This window comes from Providencia sp. (assembly GCF_052096715.1).
GTDB lineage: Bacteria > Pseudomonadota > Gammaproteobacteria > Enterobacterales > Enterobacteriaceae > Providencia.
Genome location: NZ_JBQDNB010000031.1, coordinates 32,168 through 52,036 on the forward strand (window position 1 = coordinate 32,168; position 19,869 = coordinate 52,036).

Annotated in this window: 16 protein-coding genes; 3 read left to right on the forward strand and 13 right to left on the reverse strand. The window is 37.5% G+C overall.

Translation table 11 applies throughout. From position 1 onward, the window contains the following. Nucleotides 1–48: 48 nt before the first annotated feature. The 6 genes from ACTH6U_RS18320 to ACTH6U_RS18345 form a co-directional block, all read right to left on the reverse strand. Nucleotides 49–1,296: an aromatic amino acid transporter gene (locus ACTH6U_RS18320; RefSeq protein ID WP_441832846.1), complete on the reverse strand. Its 1,248-nt coding sequence runs from the start codon at nt 1,294–1,296 to the stop codon at nt 49–51. Between the two features lie 63 nt (nt 1,297–1,359). Further along, entirely contained in the window at nt 1,360–2,763 is a 1,404-nt protein-coding gene (locus tag ACTH6U_RS18325; protein WP_294106276.1) for a tryptophanase, read from the reverse strand. A gap of 548 nt (nt 2,764–3,311) precedes the next feature. Then, nucleotides 3,312–3,968, reverse strand: coding sequence for a DUF799 domain-containing protein (locus ACTH6U_RS18330; protein ID WP_294106273.1), 657 nt, complete (start codon nt 3,966–3,968; stop codon nt 3,312–3,314). After that, on the reverse strand, nt 3,965–4,318 hold the full coding sequence (locus tag ACTH6U_RS18335; RefSeq protein WP_441828836.1) for a DUF4810 domain-containing protein: 354 nt from the start codon (nt 4,316–4,318) through the stop codon (nt 3,965–3,967). Before ACTH6U_RS18335 ends, ACTH6U_RS18330 begins: the two co-directional genes overlap by 4 nt. A gap of 9 nt (nt 4,319–4,327) precedes the next feature. After that, nucleotides 4,328–5,002, reverse strand: coding sequence for a CsgG/HfaB family protein (locus ACTH6U_RS18340; protein ID WP_294106255.1), 675 nt, complete (start codon nt 5,000–5,002; stop codon nt 4,328–4,330). A gap of 397 nt (nt 5,003–5,399) precedes the next feature. Continuing rightward, nucleotides 5,400–5,507: a hypothetical protein gene (locus tag ACTH6U_RS18345; RefSeq protein ID WP_434719991.1), complete on the reverse strand. Its 108-nt coding sequence runs from the start codon at nt 5,505–5,507 to the stop codon at nt 5,400–5,402. A 580-nt stretch (nt 5,508–6,087) separates the two neighbouring features. On the opposite strand from ACTH6U_RS18345, the gene ACTH6U_RS18350 reads away from it, so the two are divergent. Both ACTH6U_RS18350 and ACTH6U_RS18355 read left to right on the forward strand, forming a co-directional pair. Beyond that, nucleotides 6,088–7,380, forward strand: coding sequence for an MFS transporter (locus tag ACTH6U_RS18350; protein ID WP_441832847.1), 1,293 nt, complete (start codon nt 6,088–6,090; stop codon nt 7,378–7,380). A 493-nt stretch (nt 7,381–7,873) separates the two neighbouring features. Continuing rightward, nucleotides 7,874–8,587 (forward strand): UTRA domain-containing protein, encoded by a 714-nt coding sequence (locus tag ACTH6U_RS18355; RefSeq protein ID WP_294106250.1) that lies wholly within the window; start codon nt 7,874–7,876, stop codon nt 8,585–8,587. Between the two features lie 201 nt (nt 8,588–8,788). Here the strand turns inward: ACTH6U_RS18355 and ACTH6U_RS18360 are convergent, their stop codons facing one another. The 7 genes from ACTH6U_RS18360 to hutU form a co-directional block, all read right to left on the reverse strand. Beyond that, nucleotides 8,789–10,471 (reverse strand): 4Fe-4S dicluster domain-containing protein, encoded by a 1,683-nt coding sequence (locus tag ACTH6U_RS18360; protein ID WP_441832848.1) that lies wholly within the window; start codon nt 10,469–10,471, stop codon nt 8,789–8,791. Between the two features lie 9 nt (nt 10,472–10,480). Beyond that, nucleotides 10,481–11,431, reverse strand: coding sequence for an electron transfer flavoprotein subunit alpha/FixB family protein (locus ACTH6U_RS18365; RefSeq protein ID WP_441832849.1), 951 nt, complete (start codon nt 11,429–11,431; stop codon nt 10,481–10,483). A gap of 15 nt (nt 11,432–11,446) precedes the next feature. After that, on the reverse strand, nt 11,447–12,202 hold the full coding sequence (locus ACTH6U_RS18370) for an electron transfer flavoprotein subunit beta/FixA family protein (RefSeq protein WP_441832850.1): 756 nt from the start codon (nt 12,200–12,202) through the stop codon (nt 11,447–11,449). A 157-nt stretch (nt 12,203–12,359) separates the two neighbouring features. Next, the gene (locus tag ACTH6U_RS18375; RefSeq protein ID WP_441832851.1) at nt 12,360–13,799 is read right to left on the reverse strand and encodes a purine-cytosine permease family protein; all 1,440 of its coding nucleotides are present in this window, start codon (nt 13,797–13,799) and stop codon (nt 12,360–12,362) included. A 258-nt stretch (nt 13,800–14,057) separates the two neighbouring features. Next, on the reverse strand, nt 14,058–15,197 hold the full coding sequence (locus ACTH6U_RS18380) for an acyl-CoA dehydrogenase family protein (protein WP_336430142.1): 1,140 nt from the start codon (nt 15,195–15,197) through the stop codon (nt 14,058–14,060). Then, nucleotides 15,194–16,378: a CaiB/BaiF CoA transferase family protein gene (locus ACTH6U_RS18385; protein WP_441832852.1), complete on the reverse strand. Its 1,185-nt coding sequence runs from the start codon at nt 16,376–16,378 to the stop codon at nt 15,194–15,196. Before ACTH6U_RS18385 ends, ACTH6U_RS18380 begins: the two co-directional genes overlap by 4 nt. A gap of 60 nt (nt 16,379–16,438) precedes the next feature. Beyond that, nucleotides 16,439–18,106: a urocanate hydratase gene (gene hutU, locus ACTH6U_RS18390; protein ID WP_441832853.1), complete on the reverse strand. Its 1,668-nt coding sequence runs from the start codon at nt 18,104–18,106 to the stop codon at nt 16,439–16,441. Nucleotides 18,107–18,743: 637 nt separating this feature from the next. Between hutU and ACTH6U_RS18395 the strand changes: the two genes are divergently transcribed. Continuing rightward, complete coding sequence (locus tag ACTH6U_RS18395; RefSeq protein ID WP_441832854.1) at nt 18,744–19,760, forward strand: hypothetical protein; 1,017 nt, start codon at nt 18,744–18,746, stop codon at nt 19,758–19,760. The last annotated feature ends 109 nt before the right edge of the window (nt 19,761–19,869 follow it).

Consider the following 19,869-nt stretch of genomic DNA (forward strand, 5'->3'; position numbering starts at 1 on the left):
AAACCCGCACTGTGCCTTTACAGTTATTTTTATAACAAGGTTTGAAAATTAACGGTATATCGGTAATAAATTAAACTGTGCAAGTAATTGACAAATAATTCCAAATACCCCAAAAGCAATCACTGCATAGATCAATCCTTTTCCACCCCATACTTTAAATTTTGCATCAGGGAATCGTTCTCTTACTTTCAAGGCCATGACTGCTGGACATATAACCGCCCAGATACAGGCAGCCATTCCTGCATAAGCAATTGCGATAAGAAAACCATTAGGAAATAGCATGCAAAGGACAAGTGGAGGTAAGAAACACAATAATGCTGCTTTCATTCTTCCTGATGAATTATCGTTAAAGTTCAACGATGATAAGATGTAATCGAATAAACCGATTGCCACACCCAAGAATGAACAAAACACGGCACTAATTGAGAACCAAAGTAAGAATGTTGCTATGTGCTTACTATTAAGAACGGCATAAAGGGATTCTATAAATGCATCTAAGTTACCGCCTTTATTAATAATATTTAGAAATTCAGGCCTTGGAAGATTCCCCATGGTGCCTAATATCCATAAAAAATAAAGAACTAATGCCAATACACACCCAATAATACAACTCTTAACGACCTTTCTTTCATTCTCATGATAAAGCTTATAAAGACTACATACATTACCATGATAACCAAAAGAGGTAATCGCATAGGGAATAACAATAAAGACAAATGGGAGTAATGAAGCTTGTCCACCTTCGACTGGGGATGTTAATAATAAATCTGTTTTTACAATAAGAAACAACCCTGAGAATGCGAGAATAAACAACACTATTTTAATGAATAAAAATAATGACGTTAATCTACTCGCACCAATACCACTCCACCAAATACTAGCACCTAATATTAATGTAAAACAAACAAATATAAGTCTTAGATTAATATCATACCCATAAATTGTTGCTGCCTCTTTGATAACTGAACCCGCCGCAGAAATATAAGCATATATCAATATATACAATACAAATATTAATGCCATATTTGCAAGATAACAGGCCCATTTAGGTAATAGTTCTTTTGATATAAAAAAGTAATTTGTTCCTGAACCATATTTTGATATACATTCTAAAATATAAATCCCTGAGTGAAACATAAAAAAGCAAACAATTAATAGGATTACAACTGAGTTAATAAACCAAGCTCCTGCCATAATAGTTGGCAAGCTAAACATCCCTGCCCCTATCATTGCACCGCCTAGCACAAAACCCCCTACCATAATGGAGGGTTCTTTCTTGGCTGCCAAATTGTTCATGCTATATACCTTAAGAATAAGGATAAGACTCCCGCATTGCACGGGAGCCCGAAGAACTACTTATTATTTAATAGGTTTTAATCTCGCAGTAAAGTGTCTCAATACTGGTGGCTCATATTCAAAATCAAGTCCTTTCAGTGTCGCGAACTTATCTTTAAGACCAATCAGAGCATCTGCAATGTAATCCATGTGGTCATTGGTATAAACACGTCTTGCGATAGTGAGTCGCATAAATTCCATGTCTGCGTATTTTTGTTTACCTGTTTCTGGATCGCGACCTAATAAGAACGAACCAATTTCAACAGCACGAACACCTGATTCTAAATACAATGCATTAATGACGGCTTGTGCAGGGAATTGATCGCCTGGGATTTGTGGCACTAATTTTTTGCAGTCAACAAATACAGCGTGACCACCGGTAGGATATTGAATTGGAATACCACCTTCACGCAAACGGTCGCCCAAGTATTTAACTTGACCAATACGATAGTGCAAATAATCTTCCCCAGCACCTTCTTCTAATCCTTGAACCATTGCAGCCATATCACGACCCGCTAGGCCGCCATAAGTTACAAACCCTTCCATAGGCACACAACGCTGTCTTGCTAGTGTGAATATTTCTTCGTTATTTTTAATCGCGACTAAACCACCGATATTTAATAATGGGTCTTTTTTCGCTGACATAGTCAATGCATCAGCATATTTGTACATATCAAAAATAACTTCTTTAATTGTAGAATTTTTATATTTTGGATCGCGTTCTTTAATAAAGTATGCGTTTTCACAAAAACGCGCAGAGTCCATAACAACGAAAATATTATGTTGTTTTGCTATTTCATAAACTTCTTTCAAATTAGACATTGAAACTGGCTGGCCACCCGCACTATTACAAGTCACAGTAGAAATAATAGCGACAACGTTTTCTGCACCATGTTTAGCAATATTATCTTTTAATTTCTGAATATCGAAGTCGCCTTTCCAATCATCATAAGTTTCTGAGTCATAGGCTTTTTCAGTTACAATATTAATTGCTTTACATCCGTTTAATTCAACGTGTGCAGCGGTAGTATCAAAATGAAAGTTAGAAATAAATACTGGCTTTTTCGCGCCGCCTTGGTCTTTCTTAACTTTCAGCAATACTGGGAACAACATATTTTCCGCACCGCGACCTTGGTGAGCGGGAATAACATAGTCATAACCAAACATTTCTTTAACTTTATCTTTTAATTCATAATAATTACGAGAGCCTGCATACGCTTCATCACCCGTAATCATCGCAGCCCACTGACGGTCACTCATTGCGTTCGTGCCTGAGTCAGTTAAAAGGTCAATATAGACTGCGCTGCTTGGTAATAAAAATGGGTTATATCCTGCTTCTTTTAATGCAGCTTCACGCTCTTCTCTTGAAGGAATACGGATATTTTCTACCATTTTAATACGGAATGGTTCTACGATTCTTTTAGCCATGATAATACCTTTAATTTTTCATTAAATAATAAAAATAACAATTTGAACTTATAAAAATAAGTTAGCAAATTTTTGACAGGAAAAAATTAGAGGATTATTTGTTTGGGAAAAAGAAAGCGAGGGAAATATCAATGTTGAACCATTTCTTCATATAGAAGAAACTCCTTGATATTAGTAATTCATTTAAAAGAAACATACTATGACTCCTATCAGTAAGGAATTAGTACAACCATTGCCATTGTTTATATAACAGTTATGAAATTAATTTAATAACTATTGTCATGTAATTAGTCATGCATCACATTATTATGATTTTCGGCTATAACAGTTTGACTCATATCACAGTCTCTATTGTTTATTTGAAATTCATAAGAAAACTAATTTTTAACTTAATTATTTTCATTGATATAATTATTTAATATTAAAAATAAATAACTAATCATTTAATTTTGCAGGTTAATTTAACTTAATAAAAACAAAACCAAACTCAAATTAAATAAAAATAAAGCCTCCATAGAGACTTTATTTTTTACGATATCATTTAACAATTATTGTGCATCTTTTCCATATTTAGGTGACCTTGGACCATACAAGATCCCATTAGGCTTACCAGCAGATAATAATCGGGCACTTGTTATGCCAGCAATACCGTAGCTCTTATCTGTCATCGTATCCGCAATCTGGTTAACAACGGCGGAGACAAGTACACCTATAATACCTGATGATGATGAATTGTTTTCAGTACTTGAAGCCGTTGCAGAGCCACTCCACAGTAACGTCCCTGTACGAGCATCGACAAGCTTGGCATTTGCAGTGACCCGAGTATCACTCGCAATAACCTGATAGCTTGTTCCATATTCGGTAATATCTAAATACAGTACAGCATCAGCACCAAAAATTTCATGCAATTTTTTTGGTGGAACCGCTTGTATATCGCCTGCATTTGCCATGCCGTTTTGCTTAAACGTTTCTTCAACTACAGCAACAGGGAAAACATAATAGCCTGCTTCCGCTAACGGCAGTGTTGTTTGAGCTAATAGACCATGACTTGCTTGTACTTCAGGTGTGCTATTTTGAGGTAATAACACCAATATACTTTTAGGTTTACTTTGATTAAACGCACTGTAATCAACTTTAGTTGGCTGTGCGCAGCCAGTTAATAACCACGTCATAATCAAAGCACTGACTATCAATACGCGTTTCATTTTATTTTCCCTTTATTTTTCATTAGAAAATCCATGTAAGCTGCAGATTCTGGATATAACGCTTTTTCTGTATTGAATTCAGTCATTGCTAAATCAATGGCACCAGTAGTCGAATATAATAACCCCATATGCGCATGTAATCCTGGTGCAACAGCAAGCCCTTTAGCTTTACTTATCTCAATATTTTTCTTCAATGCTTCAATTTGCTCGGATGGGCTTGTTTCTGTTTGTTGATAATATTGATATACCGTTGTTTGATAACCATCCCAGTTATACAAAGGTTTCGGTTCTTTAGCACAACCATTTAATAAAATAGCCCCTGCAATAATTAGTAGTAATTTTGTTTTCATCATATTCCCTTATTTCGCTGGCTGCCATGCACCGCTTTCAACACCAGAAACTAAATTATTTACCGCTTCTCTAATTGCTAAGTCTAAAACTTTACCATTTAATGTAGAGTCATAACTTGCAGTTCCACCGAAACCAATAACTTCTCTATTTGATAATTCATATTCACCTGCACCTTGTGAGGAGAATACAACTTCAGATGTTTGTACATTAACAACATTTAAATTAACTTTTGCATAAGCTATTTGTGATTTACCACGACCTAAAATGCCAAATAATTGACGATCACCAACTTCTTTACGGCCAAACTCAGTAACATCACCAGTGATGACATAAGTCGCACCTTTAAGTTGTTGCGTTTGACCTTTAATACCCGCTTCTTCTTTTAATTCCTGCATATTGGCGCGATCTAAAACATTAAATCGACCTGTTTGTTGTAAATGCGTCATTAAAATTGTTTTTGATTGGTTACCTAAACGATCAACCCCATCAGAAAAAATACCATTCATATAACTAGAACGATTATCAAATTTCCCGATTGATATTGGGCTTTTAGGGCCTGAATAATTAGTCTTATATGAAGCCACTTTTTCGACTTCGAGTGAACGAGAAGATTCTTTAGCGCAACCACTAAGTAATGCACCTGCAATAAAAACAGATACTATACTGATTTTTGATATATTCATTTAGCATTCTCAATTAAATTTATTTATTTTAACTAATAACTTAGTACAAACATATTTTGCATCAAATACAAATTAGGGTCTAGCTAAGTTTACTCATTTCCATTGTAATTAAGAAATATAGCCAATTTTTAATTACTAGTTCCCATTATTTAATCGCACAATAACCAAGGTTTACTAATTGTTTAACAAAGTGTTTTCATTTACAATGACCAATAGTATTTAAATTAATCGTTAAAATAAAAACAAAGTGAGAAATGATTTTAAAAAAATAATATTAAATTACTTCGATTCCACTTAGGAGAGAAAATTAAATTTTAAATTAACCATAATGAAAACATAAAACACTTTATATTCAAAAGGAATATATAATACTTTATTAGTTTAATGTATATATTAATTACTGGCTAAATAGTTTCTCTGTATATATTTTATATACTAAACTTCTTTGCCCGTTATCAAAATATCGGTCAACATGACATTTTCGTTCTTTCGTATCACAGAAAATACCGTTCTAGAACATTATTTTAGTTTTATCAAAATCACCTTCTTTCTGAATACGAGCCGCTTATTTTTTGCCTAAGTATTTTTATATCAGCTCAATCGATACCCTCTTCTTGTCACTAACACACAAATACTTGTCACACAGCACATTTTTCTGGTGACTTAAGCTCAGAAACTGTTTTAGCCATGCTTAAGACTAGTAACAATACAGCTGCGACCCAACTACCAGCAATAATCTATTTTTCATATGAATACCTAAAATTAAAGGGTAAATATCAACATGTGTTTCACACAAAAGTTAGACTTCAAATCATCATATACAATCAATAATTCATTGAAGCTTAAAAATAAGTGAACTAAATTTCCTCAGAATATTTTCTCGTCACCCCGAGCTTTAACATAAAGCATATCAGATTTAATGCATACAATATCCATTTACTGCATCATTTTAACTTTTCATTAACATAAGTGATTGTACTTTTCTCAATTAAAGTTAAGTGTAGAACATGCCATTTTGAACCTATTAAAAAAACACCGCCTGCAGTTTAAAAAGGTATTAAACGCTCACGATAAGAGAACGATTTATGACAATACAAACTATCGCTGTAAAATCATTTAGATCAACAAAAACAACATCAAAAGTACTATTAATTTGCTGGATGAGTATTTTATTTGAAGGCTACGACGTTGGTGTTATGGGCGCTGTACTCCCAACACTTGCTGAGTATAAACAGTGGAGTCTCTCTCCTTTAGAGTTGGGTGTATTAAGTAGCTATGCCCTAGTTGGCATGTTCTTCGGCGCCTTCATTATTGGTACATTAAGTGAATTATATGGCAGACGCCGCATGTTACTAGCCTGTGTCGCTTTATTTTCTTTAACGATGATTGGCGCGGCATTAGCACCAACGCCTTGGGTTTTTGGGTTAATGCGTTTCATCGGCGGTATTGGTTTAGGCGGTGTTATTCCAGTCGCCGCAGCACTGACAATCGAGTATTCTCCCCCAGAGAAACGCTCGTTCAATTATGGCATCATGTATTCAGGTTATTCATTAGGTATTTTAAGCGCCGCGTTAGTCGCTATGTGGTTATTAGAGCAATTTGGCTGGAGAAGTGTTATTGCTTTTGGTGCATTACCATTATTACTCATCTGGCCAATGGCACGTATTTTGCCTGAATCTTTAGAGTATTTATCCCATAAAGGTTTGCATACCCAAGCCGAACAATTAGCCCATAAATTAGAAATTAACTATCAGGCATCACCAGAACAACAGCAACAAAAATCACAAAGTGTAAAAGAAATTATAGCAGTGGTATTTGCTAAAAAGCATTTACGGGCAACCGCCTGTTTTTGGATAGCATTATTCTGTGGCATGTTGTTAGTCTATGGATTAAATACTTGGCTACCATCAATTATGAGAAAAGAAGGCTATAACCTAGGTTCAAGTCTGACATTTTTAATCGTGTTTAGCTTAGCTTCTGCATTAGGTGGATTATTCCTAGGAAAAATTGCAGATAGATATGGTGTGCGTAATTCTGTCGCATTTTTCTTTTTACTCGGCGCAATAGGGGTTGGTTGCTTAGCCTTTAAACAAAATATCTATATGAACTATGTATTAGTTGCTTTTGCTGGTGTCGGCAGTATTTCTGCGGCCTTAATACTGACTGGCTATATTGCAAATTACTATCCATCAAATGCAAGAGCTTCTGCAACGGGTTGGGCATTAAGTTTTTCTCGTATAGGAGCCATGACCGGCCCAATATTTGGCGCTTATATTGCAAGTTTAGGTATCGCCACGAGCTGGAACTTTATCGCATTCGCGGTTGTTGCCGTTATTGCAGCAACTGCGGTAATTTTATTACCCAAAAAACGCCAATAAAATTATACAAAAAACATTACTAAAATAGGATAGGTTTAATACTATCCTATTTTTTCCATCATATTATTTCAGTGTCGATTACACTTGATAATAAATGTGACTATACTTATAGAAATTAACGTTTAAAGGTTCTTGTTCTGCCTTTAAATATTAATATTTAGATCGTATTTAACTAATCACATCGAATTAAAATAACTAGATAATACTGAGTACCTACCCATCATCGCCAATTTACTAAGTAAAATTAACATTATAATAATAAATAAAGGTATATAGTACAAATAGGAATTCCATTACAATAAACGACTCAACACATTTTCAAACTATTTGAAAATAAAACAAATAAGTAAAAATAAACTTTCTTGTGATAAATACAATTACCTACTAGTAAAGAAAATGATTACTGATAAACTTGCGGTCAGTATAGATGACAACCCAAAAATGCCACTAAATCTTTTTAACACGCTTTTTAACGTAATGTTGAATAAAAACGATGACTTCACAACCTGCATACAAACAAATTCAGTCTTACATTTTACGTAGTATTGATCTTGGTATTTTTAAACCTGAAACCCAGATCCCTACAGAACTTGAGCTTTGTGCACAATTCAATGTCAGTCGCATGACTGTTAATAAAGCTATTTCAGAATTAGGCCAAAAAGGAATTTTAAATCGAATTGCAGGAAAAGGTACATTTGTCGCGACACAAAAGCATGAACTACCCGTCACTAAAGCTTTTGATATTTTTGATGAAATATCAATGAGTGGTAATAAATATAGTGGTCAACAATTACAACTTAAAGTTATTTCTGCAACAACTGAAATCGCTTTGCAGCTCGGTATTATCGAAGGTAGCGATGTTGGCTACTGTAAAGTACTTCATTTCGAAAATGATATCCCATTAATGCTTGAAGAACGCTTTGTAAACCATTCTATTGCTCCTGATTTTGTAAAACAACAGTTTGGCAATAACGAAACACCGAGCGGTTTTTTACAGCGCCATTTTCCCGTAAGTGAAATGGAACATACAATAGAAGCAACATTGGCGACCAAAACAATAGCTCAGTCACTGTCAATCAAAGAAAGCTCTCCTTGCTTGCAACTTAGCCGCCGAACTTGGACAGGTACAACATTAATTAGCTATGTAAATATGATTACAGCAGGCTCTCGTTATAAGTTAAAACTCCATTCTCGCATTGAAAATTAACTAAAAAAATGGGGCATATTCGCCCCAAACCGACTAATAAATACAAAACACATCAAGCACATTAATCCCAGAAATACGTTAAATTACATTCAGCTAGTTGAAAATCGCCCCTAATGAATAACGATATCATTTGAACCAACTTGAATAACTAACAGTCTAGTAATTTCAAATATCATGGGTAAACATCACAACAAATAAATTTTACATTCCTTGATAAATAGGACCTTCCCCACCTTGTGGCGCGGTCCAAGTAATATTTCTCGAAGGATCTTTAATATCGCAAGCCTTACAATGCAGACAGTTTTGAGCGTTTATCTGTAATTTATCTTGTTCTTTTTCGCTAATAATTTCATACACTCCCGCAGGACAATAACGCGTTTCCGGTGCCCCATACTTTGTTAAATTCACCTTAATTGGAACCGTGAGATCTTTTAATTTCAAATGACAAGGTTGTTGTTCTTCATGGTGAGTATTTGATAAAAACACTGATGAAGATCGATCAAAGGTCAGCGTGCCATCGGGTTTTGGATAGACAATCGGCTGGCAATTTTTTGCTTCTTTGAGACTTTCATGATCCTCGTGTTTTAATTTAAGCGTCCAAGGCGCACGCCCTTTTAAAAGTAATTGTTCCGTACCAAATAACATCGAGCCGATAACCAAGCCTTTTTTCATATAAGGCTTAAAATTACGTGTTTGGTATAACTCATCATAAAGCCAGCTTTGTTCAAATTTATTCTTAAACTGAATTTTAAATAACTCGTCATTCACTAATTCATGGCTTAAGGGATCAAATAATGCCTCAGCGGCTAACGAACCACTTTTAACCGCACAGTGACTTCCTTTAATACGAGCAGCATTAAGAAATCCCGCGTCATCCCCAATTAATACGCCACCTGGAAAGGTTAATTCTGGCAATGCTGATAACCCACCCGCTACCATCGTTCTAGCGCCATAGCTCAATCGTTCTCCACCCTCTAAAAAAGCACTAAATGAAGGATGTGTTTTTAAACGCTGAAATTCTTCAAAAGGCGATAAATATGGATTTTCATAATTCAGCCCAACAACTAATCCGATCGCTACTAAGTTGTCACCATAATGATAAGCAAAACCACCACCATAGGTTTGATTATCGAGAGGCCAACCAACCGAATGAACAACTAACCCAGGTTGATGTTGCTCTTTTGGGATCTGCCAAATCTCTTTTAACCCTAGTCCGTAAGTTTGTTTTCCACTATTTTCAGCTAAATCAAAATGGTCAATAAGCTGCTTACCTAATTGCCCACGGCAACCTTCAGCAAAAAAGGTCATTTTCGCGATTAGATTCATACCTGGTTGATAAGCCGCAGTAGGATTTCCTGCTTTATCCAACCCCATGTCACCTGTTGTAATACCACTTACTTGACCTGATTCACCAAATAAAATTTGTGTCGCGACAAAACCGGCAAAAATATCAACACCAAGCCCTTCAGCTTCTGCCGCTAAAGCAGCGCAAATCTGCCCAAGGCTGCCAATTAAATTACCGCTATTTTTTAAGCAAGTAGGCAGTAATGATAACGGTAAATTGCTTGCTTTATGTTCTTTTAGCCAGAGAAATCGATCGCTGCTCACTGGTGTTAAATCAGCAGTTACTTTCTGCTGCCAGTCAGGTAATAATTCATTTAATGCACGAGGATCAATAACTGCACCTGATAAAATATGCGCGCCTATTTCAGCTCCTTTATCAATTAAACACACCGAGAGCGCGATTTCCCGCTCAATGGCGAGCTGTTTTAAACGAATTGCTGCAGATAATCCTGCGGGTCCACCACCGACAATCAAGACATCAAATTCCATCGATTCCCGCTCAGGCGTCACATTTATATTTACGCTATTGTCGATAGTCATGAGCCCCTCCTACGCTAACGCTTGGTCAAATTCAGGTAAAATTTCAAATAGATCGCCGACAATACCGTAATCTGCGACTTGGAAAATAGGCGCTTCAGGATCACTATTGATGGCAACGATCACTTTACTTTCTTTCATTCCCGCCACATGTTGTATCGCCCCTGAAATACCGACGGCGATATATAAATCTGGAGCAACAATTTTCCCTGTTTGTCCGACTTGATAATCATTCGGTACATAACCTGCATCAACCGCAGCTCTTGAAGCGCCAACTGCGGCGCCCAATTTGTCAGCAATAGCTTCCAATAATACAAAGTTTTCCCCAGAACTAAGCCCACGCCCACCGGATATCACTATTTTTGCAGAGCTTAACTCTGCACGGGCAACCTGCGTTAAAGACTGGCTTTTTAACTGTGAAAGTTGGCTGATATCATTCACGATAATCGTTTCAATTGGCGCGCTATCTTGTATTTCCGTCACTCCTGAAAACGCAGAACTCCGCACAGTGATAACGACTTGATTGCCATTATTTTGTACTGTCGCTAATGCATTACCTGCATAAATAGGTCGAATAAAAGTTTCAGCATCGATAACTTGAGTAATATCTGATATCTGAGAAATACCTAAGGTTGCCGCTACGCGTGGCGCTATATTTTTGCCAAATGTGGTCGCAGGAAATAACAAATGGCTATAATTCTGCGCAACGGCAACAATCGCACGCGTCATGGGTTCTGCAAGCTGAGATTCCAATACCGCCTCTTCAATGGTGATAACTTTCTCAACACCATCAATTACACTACCCAGTTCAGCCACCGCTGCTGTTTGGCTACCCACAACCAGAAGATGTAAGCTACCCCCTATTGAGAGGATTTCACGTGCCGCAGTGATACTATGATAAGTTGATGATTTAATTGTTTGATTATCATGTTCAACAATAACTAAGACTGATAACTGACTCATGGTAAGGCTCCTTGATTAAATCACTTCTTTCGCTTTAAGCTCACTGACCAATGCTGTTGCATTATTCAATAAGGTGCATTGCCCGCTGCGCTTTTTAGGTTCAGAAACGTTGATAGTCTTAACTTGGCCCAAAGGTGAGAAATCCATCTCGACGATATTCATGATTTCTAATGGCTTTTTCTTGGCTTTCATAATATTAGGCAATGTTGCATAGCGTGGTACATTGAGGCGTAAATCGGTTGTAACAATAGCTGGAAGTGGCATAGAAAGCGTTTCTAGCCCACCGTCAATTTCACGAGTAACATGAATTAAGCCATCTTCAATAATAATTTGTGATGCAAAAGTTCCTTGAGGGTATTCAAGTAGCGCTGACAGCATTTGTCCTGTTTGATTGCAATCATCATCAATTGCTTGTTTGCCTAGCAAAATAAGATCTGGCTGCTCACGAATAACTACTTGTTGTAATAAGCGAGCAATATCCAACGGCTCTAATATCATATCCGCAGGCCTTTGCAGCAAAATAGCGCTATCTGCGCCGAGTGCCATTGCACTACGTAAGATCTCTTGAGAACTTATCTCGCCAATAGAAACCACTACCACTTCACTCGCTTTTCCAGCTTCTTTCAAACGTACCGCTTCTTCCACTGCGATTTCATCGAATGGATTAATAGCCATTTTGACATTAGTAAGCTCTACTCCAGAACCGTCTGCTTTCACTCTAATTTTTACGTTGTGGTCAATAACTCGCTTCACTGCGATTAAGATTTTCATAACGGCTCCTATCACTATTTATCTGAATAACTTTCAATTTCTTTGAACGTATTTTTGAGTTGAAGGAAGCCTTAGCAGTGATTAATTCACTGCTATTGCTCTCTTATTTTTTATTTAGATCTACGCTTTAAGACTATGGCTCAGCACTTAAAAACGCTTATTTCTCCGTGGGCAATATCAACCTATCGGCAACGGATGTTGGCCATTTTTTGATTGCGACATAATAAATAACACTGGTCGCCACTAAGCCAATAATCCATGAAATATCAACACCACCTAATGCCTCCACGAGTGGACCGGTATAGAATCCCGTTGAGATAAAAGGTAATTGAATTAATACACCAATAACGTATGTGGTGATCCCAACTTTGTTCCAACGACCATAACGCCCTTCTGGATTAGCGAGTTCAGGTACATCGTAGCGTCCTTTAGTCACCCAATAGTAATCGACTAAATTAATTGCACTCCAAGGCGTAAAGAAAGCCAGTAAGAACAATAAAAATGCAGAGAATAATTTTAGAAATGAATGCTGCCCAGCAAGGCCTAAAAGGGTTGAGAAACTCACCATTAAGATAATAAAAAACAGTCGTTGACCACGGGTTATTTGGTTTTTTCCACGAAAACCACACCAAATTGCCGCCATAGACATGAAGCTACCATAAGCATTCAACGCCGTTATGGTGACCTTTCCAAAGAAAATACTGATATACAATAATGCGGCAATTAGACCTGTGCTACCTAAACCGACAATATAAGAAACTTCATTGCCCGCAAATTTGTTGCCAGCTAATGCCGCTGCGAATACGCCCAAGATCATTGAAGCTTGCGTGCCAATAACGGTGCCTGAACCGACAGCTAAAAACGCTTTGATTGTCGGTGTTTTGGTCGGTAAATAACGTGAATAGTCTGCGACATAAGGCCCAAAGGCGATTTGCCAAGAAGCCGATAACGACATCGCTAATAAGAAATTAGTCCAATCAAAATGACGATTATCCAATAAAACAGAAACATCATTCATATAGAACAAACGGAAAAATAAGTAAAAGAAAGCAATAACGCCAATTACACTCGCGACCTTCCCTAATATATGAATGATCCGATAACCGCAGATGGTTATACCAATAATTACCGCACCGAATATTAATATTCCCATCCAATCGCTAATATGTAATAGCTGACCAACCGCTTGGCCTGCTAATACAGTACCACTTGCCGAAAATCCGACATACATCATACAAACTAATAGGATAGGAATAACAGCGCCATACACACCAAATTGAACACGGCTGGATATCATTTGCGGTAAGCCAAGTTTAGGCCCTTGAACAGCATGTAAAGCCATCACCGCACCACCTAATAACTGGCCGATAAATAAGCCTATTAGCGACCAGAACACATCACCACCGAGCACAACAGCAAGCGCCCCAGTCACAATTGCGGTTATCTGTAAATTAGCACCAAACCAAAGCGTGAATTGACTCGATAACGTACCATGACGTTCTGATTCAGGGATATAGTCGATAGAGCGAGCTTCAATTAATGGAACGTTTTCCTGTTTGCTTTTCTTTTCTACGTTTATTTCGTTTGAAACTGTCATGGTAACTCCTCTTTAAGCAAGGGCTGGCCTAAAGAATGAATCAATTAGTCATAATGCGTATTTGTCAAATACCGTCATTAAATATTATTTAGGGCGATGTTTTATCTTTTGTCTACCCGTCATTAATAATTGAAATACATTCTTAAACCTGATTGTTGTTGTGTTTTAATTCCATGATCCTGTGACTAGCTAATTTTGCTTAATAATCGGTAGTCGCCTGTCCCGCCTACCGAGGTCTAACTTTTCTCTTTTAAATTATCAAACCGCATCTAGAACAGCGCGAGAAATAATGATTTTTTGAATTTCTGAGGTACCTTCAAAAATACGTAAAATTCTAGCGTCACGTACATAGCGCTCTAAAGGTAAATCGCGAATGTAGCCATAACCGCCATGAAGTTGTAATGCCGCATCAGTAACAAACCCTGCACACTCAGCCGCAAACAGTTTTGCCGTGGCCGATTGTAAACTAAAGCGATTGCCTGAATCACGCAACTGCGCCGCATGCCAAGTCAGCATTCTTGCTGCTTCGAGTTGTGTATGCATATCAGCAATTCGCCATTGAGTTCCTTGATAGGCAGCCAACGGTTTTTTACCAATTTGACGTTCCTTAACCCAACCTAATGCGCTTTCCATGGCTGCTCGCGCAATCCCCAATGAGGTTGCCGCAACTTCAACACGACCTTTATCCAAAACTTCCATTGCCGTATGAAAACCTTTATTTTCTTCACCTAAAAGACCCGATTCAGGTAGCCAGCAGTTAATCGCTAACTCATAAATAGTGCTTCCTCGTAACCCCATGGTTTTTTCCGGTTGCGAAAATGCCACTCCTTCCGTCCCTTTTGGGATCATGAAAGCACTGATGCCTCGAGCCCCAGCCTCAGGATCTGTTTTGGCATACAACACAATAAAATCCGCTTCTTTCGCATTGGTAATATAATGCTTATTACCTTTAATACGCCAACCGCCATTTTCACGGGTTGCCGTCGTTCGCATATCTGCCGGATTCGAACCTGCCGCAGGCTCTGTCAGGCCAAAAGCCCCTAAAACTTCACCACTTGCCGCTTTCGGTAACCAATGCGCTTTTTGCTGCTCGGTCCCACCAATTAAAATAGAATCAGTCGCAAGAAAATGCGCCGTTAATGCAGATGATGTTGAAGCACAAGCCGCAGCAACGCCTTCGACCACTCGGCTCATTGCTACACTCCCAATACCAAAACCACCATATTGTTCCGGTAAATTAATTCCCCAACATCCCATTTCACCAAGGGCAGCTAAGCTCTCGGCACAAAAAGTTTCTGTTTCATCATAACGTTGTGCATTAGGCTGTAAAATATCGCGACACACTTTTTCAACTGCATCGACAATGGCTTGTTCTGTCTCATTAATTTCAAAGCTCATCGTATTGTCTCCACGCTTTTTGTTGTCGTTTTTATCGGTTTATAAATATCATTAGCTTCACCTAATACAGGTGCTCGTTGAGTCGAATGCGGCTTATACCCATTAAAGAAAACTGGCTGAGAAACCAAAGGTGTGCCGCCATCGCTTAGATGTGTCAGAACTTGGCGAACCTTTGCGTGTTCACTCTGGGTTGCTTGCTGTAAGTTATGAATAGGTGAGGCTGGAACCCCTGCATTAAGCAATAGGTCGCACACATCTTCAACACTTCGTTGCCCAGTCCAACATTCAATTTCTTGTCTCAGTTCTGCCTGATAAATCGTTCGCGTCGGGTCGTCAAGATAGCGAGGGTCACTCGACAAATCCGGTTTTCCTATACATTGGCAAAAACGTTGAAATAGCTTTTCACTCGCAATCGCAATTACCACTAAACCATCATCGGCCTGATAAGTATCAAATGGCGTCGATACAGGGTGGCGATTACCCACTAAGCTTGGGGCTTTATCATTGGCAAATAAGTTTGAAAGCCCAGTAAGTTGCATACTTAGCAATACATCAACCATCGCAACATCAATATATTGTGCACTTTCCCCATGACGTTCCCTCGCAAATAGCGCACTGCTGATCGCCCATGAAGCAAACATACCTGCGCAAACATCACCAATAGATTCACCGCTACGCGTTGGCCCCGTTTGTGGAAAACCTGTCACGCTCATCAAGCCAGACATGGCTTGAGCAACAATGTCATAAGCAGGGTAACTTGCTAACGGACTATCCTGACCAAAACCAGAAATACTGGCGTAGACTAACTTAGGGTTATGCTGTTTTAAGCTGTCAAAATCGATGCCAAGCCGTGCTGTAACACCTGGACGAAAATTTTCAACCACCACATCACTGTCTTTTACTAATTGAAAAAGAATGGCGCGATCGGCATCTGATTTTAGATCTAACTCAATACTGCGCTTCCCTCTGTTGATCAGACCGTAATAAACGCTCTCGCCATTAATAAAAGGTCCTAAATGACGACTATCATCACCTTGATTTGGCACTTCAATTTTAATCACTTCAGCACCAAGATCTGCCATCATGCCTGTACAATAAGGGCCAGCAAGTACGCGGCTTAAATCAATGACTTTAATCCCAGCAAGGGGCCCTGTCCTTTTTTGAGTTGACGCAGTATTCATACTGAATTCCTTATATCTTCAGGAAATTTGCCGCCCCAAAAAATGGTTTGGCAATCGACATTACTTCACCATTGGCAAATTAAGGCCTTGCTCTTTCGCACATTTAATTGCTATGTCATAACCTGCGTCAGCATGGCGCATCACCCCTGTTGCAGGGTCGTTATGTAGCACTCGTGCTAACCGTTTATCTGCCGCATCAGTTCCATCACAGACAATCACCACTCCGGCATGCTGTGAAAAGCCCATTCCCACACCTCCGCCATGGTGTAAGCTAACCCATGTTGCGCCACCTGCGGTATTCAATAAGGCATTCAATAATGGCCAGTCAGAGACAGCATCTGAGCCATCTTTCATTGATTCGGTTTCACGATGAGGACTTGCTACTGAACCGGAGTCCAAGTGATCACGCCCGATCACAATTGGTCCTTTAAGCTCGCCAGTTTTAACCATTTCATTAAATGCTCGACCGAGTCTTTCCCTATCTTTAAGCCCTACCCAGCAAATACGTGCAGGTAAGCCTTGGAATGCGATGCGCTCTCGCGCCATATCTAACCAATTATGTAGATGTTTATCATCCGGCAGCAGCTCTTTAACTTTTTGATCTGTTTTATAGATATCTTCAGGATCACCCGATAATGCCACCCAACGGAATGGACCAATACCTTCACAAAAAAGAGGTCGGATATAAGCTGGAACGAAACCTGGAAAATCAAATGCATTACTTACGCCTTCATCTTTTGCCATTTGGCGAATATTGTTGCCATAGTCAAAAGCAGCTGATCCACGTTTTTGCATTTGCAGCATGGCTTCTACCTGTACCGCCATACTTTTTTTCGCCGCTTTAGTTACTTCAGCGGGTGCAGTTTGTTGTTTCTCACGCCATTGAGCGAGTGTCCAACCTTGAGGTAAATAGCCATGTATTGGGTCATGAGCACTTGTTTGATCTGTAACCGAATCTGGCGTGATATTACGTTTCACCATTTCGCTATAAATATCTGCGGCATTACCAAGTAAACCAACAGAAACAGGAACGCCATTCGCTTTCGCTTCTTCGATATATTGCAAAGCTTCATCTAGAGAAGTCGCTTTTTTATCGACATAACGAGTTCTCAAACGAAAATCAATCCGGCTCTCATCACATTCAACGGCAATCATGCTAAAACCTGCCATTGTTGCAGCTAATGGCTGCGCACCGCCCATACCACCAAGCCCACCAGTTAAAATCCAACGACCCGCAGGATTGCCATTAAAATGTTGTTTAGCTAAAGAAATAAAGGTTTCATAAGTCCCTTGGACAATGCCTTGAGAGCCGATGTAAATCCATGAGCCTGCTGTCATCTGCCCATACATCATCAAACCTTTACGGTCTAATTCATTAAAATGATCCCAATAAGCCCAATGAGGTACGATATTGGAATTAGCGATCAATACGCGTGGCGCATCAACATGAGTTGGGAAAACACCGACAGGTTTACCTGACTGAACTAGCAATGTTTGGTCATCTTCAAGTGTCGTGAGCACTTCTAGAATTTTGTCATAACATTCCCAATCACGTGCGGCACGGCCTATCCCACCATAAACGACTAAGCTTTGAGGATGTTCTGCCACATCAGGATCTAAGTTATTTTGTAACATGCGATACACCGCTTCTGTTAGCCAACTTTTGCAGGTTTTTTCACTACCTCGTGGGGCACGAATAACACGAGTTGGATCTGTACGGTTTAACATGAGTCTATTCCCTATCGCTTAATTGATTTAACTTTAACTTAACAACTTACAGTGAAATCATGAGTGAACTCATTTTTCTTAATTTTCAAACTGAGCCATTAAATTAATTATTTACATATAATTCATCTGGTTACTGAAATTCATTGTTAGCTTACCGCTATCAATCCATCACAATCATTCATTTCTCATTTAAATATATATACATTTAATTCACAAAGTATATACATTTAAATTTGAATTCTTACACCAAGTTTGTAGGTTGAATACAAGGGGAGGTTATACAACAACAACTAGATAGCTGTTTCTACTCGATAATATGTATATACATTTGATTTCATGCGTAGAAACAAAGAAATAGCGAAAATGCGAGAGGCTTCACATTACGAATACATCAAGCTAAGGTTATCTCTCTAGATAGCCCTCTCTTCCATTTATGACCCAATCAAAAATAATAATAAATTTTAGTGAATATTTATTTCATTACTTTTTGCAATATTTAATAATGAAAAAAAATTAAAATCACTCATTAAAAAATAATAAATTAAAGAGAGTGATAACTATAGAAAATAATAAAATCCATTGGTTAATTTAAATAATCAAAAAAATAATCACAAAAATAAGATAAAGGAATAAAAAAGTGAAAATAAATAAACTGCTACAACCCACTCAGGATTTTAAAAACCAAAGTAACTTTTCAAAAAATGAAAGTAAATTAGTGAAAATCAATAAAGTTACTTCGCAGAATATAGTAAAGTCACCTTTGTTAAAAAATAAGTCTCACTCTAAAATAAGTAACCTCAATGAAATATTTAATCCACCAGCCAGTTATTTTGATAAAATACCTAAATCAACAGGCCAACTAAGTAGAACAATTCCCCCTCAAGACTATTTATCAAATTTATTTAAATCAAAATGTTATAATTATAATAAATTAGAAGAAAGCAACAGTTTAGATTTTAAATTATATAATATAAGTGACAGACCTATAACAGCTTTTATTGCTAACATAAATGAATTAGCAATAAAATATACTGATGATAATAATCAGGCACCACAATTAATATCACATTATGATTTTTATCATAAATTATCAAGTAATGCACCAACGCTATATAACATAGTAGATGATATTTACAAAGAAAATATAAAAAATGAGATTAGTAAATTACTTATTAAAAGCTCAGAATATAAAGCCATAAGTCTTCCAGGGAAAGATAATAATGAAATAAGCCTTCGTAAGTTATCATCATCAAATTCACTTTGTGCTGAGAATGGATTTAAAGGATTAATAAATATTTCATCATTATTAAAAATGGATGTAGAAAATATTATCAAAAAATATAGTTCATTTGAAAATAACGAAAAATTACAAGCAATGCCAATTAAAGAATTAGTCAAATATTTATCATTAAAAGACCCTAATAATGGTTCTTTATTATTATTAATGAATAAGTTAGAAGACATTACAGAATCTGTTTTTCATGTTTTAAGTAAACAAATCTTTAATTTAATTAACTTAAAATCAGAAAAAGACTGTTCTAACATAGAGATCAAATCATCAAGAATAAGACTAGTCACGCTATACAAAAATGGAACAAATTTTGTTGTTAAAACGATTAAAGACCCTGTATCTATTCATATAGAAGCGCATTAGGATTGCAGACAGTTAAAGCGAAGCCAACACCTCCTATAACTCAAGGGAAGCCAGTATTCACTACTCTAAATCATTCGAATTGTAGGTAGGCGGCAAGTAAGGATATCTC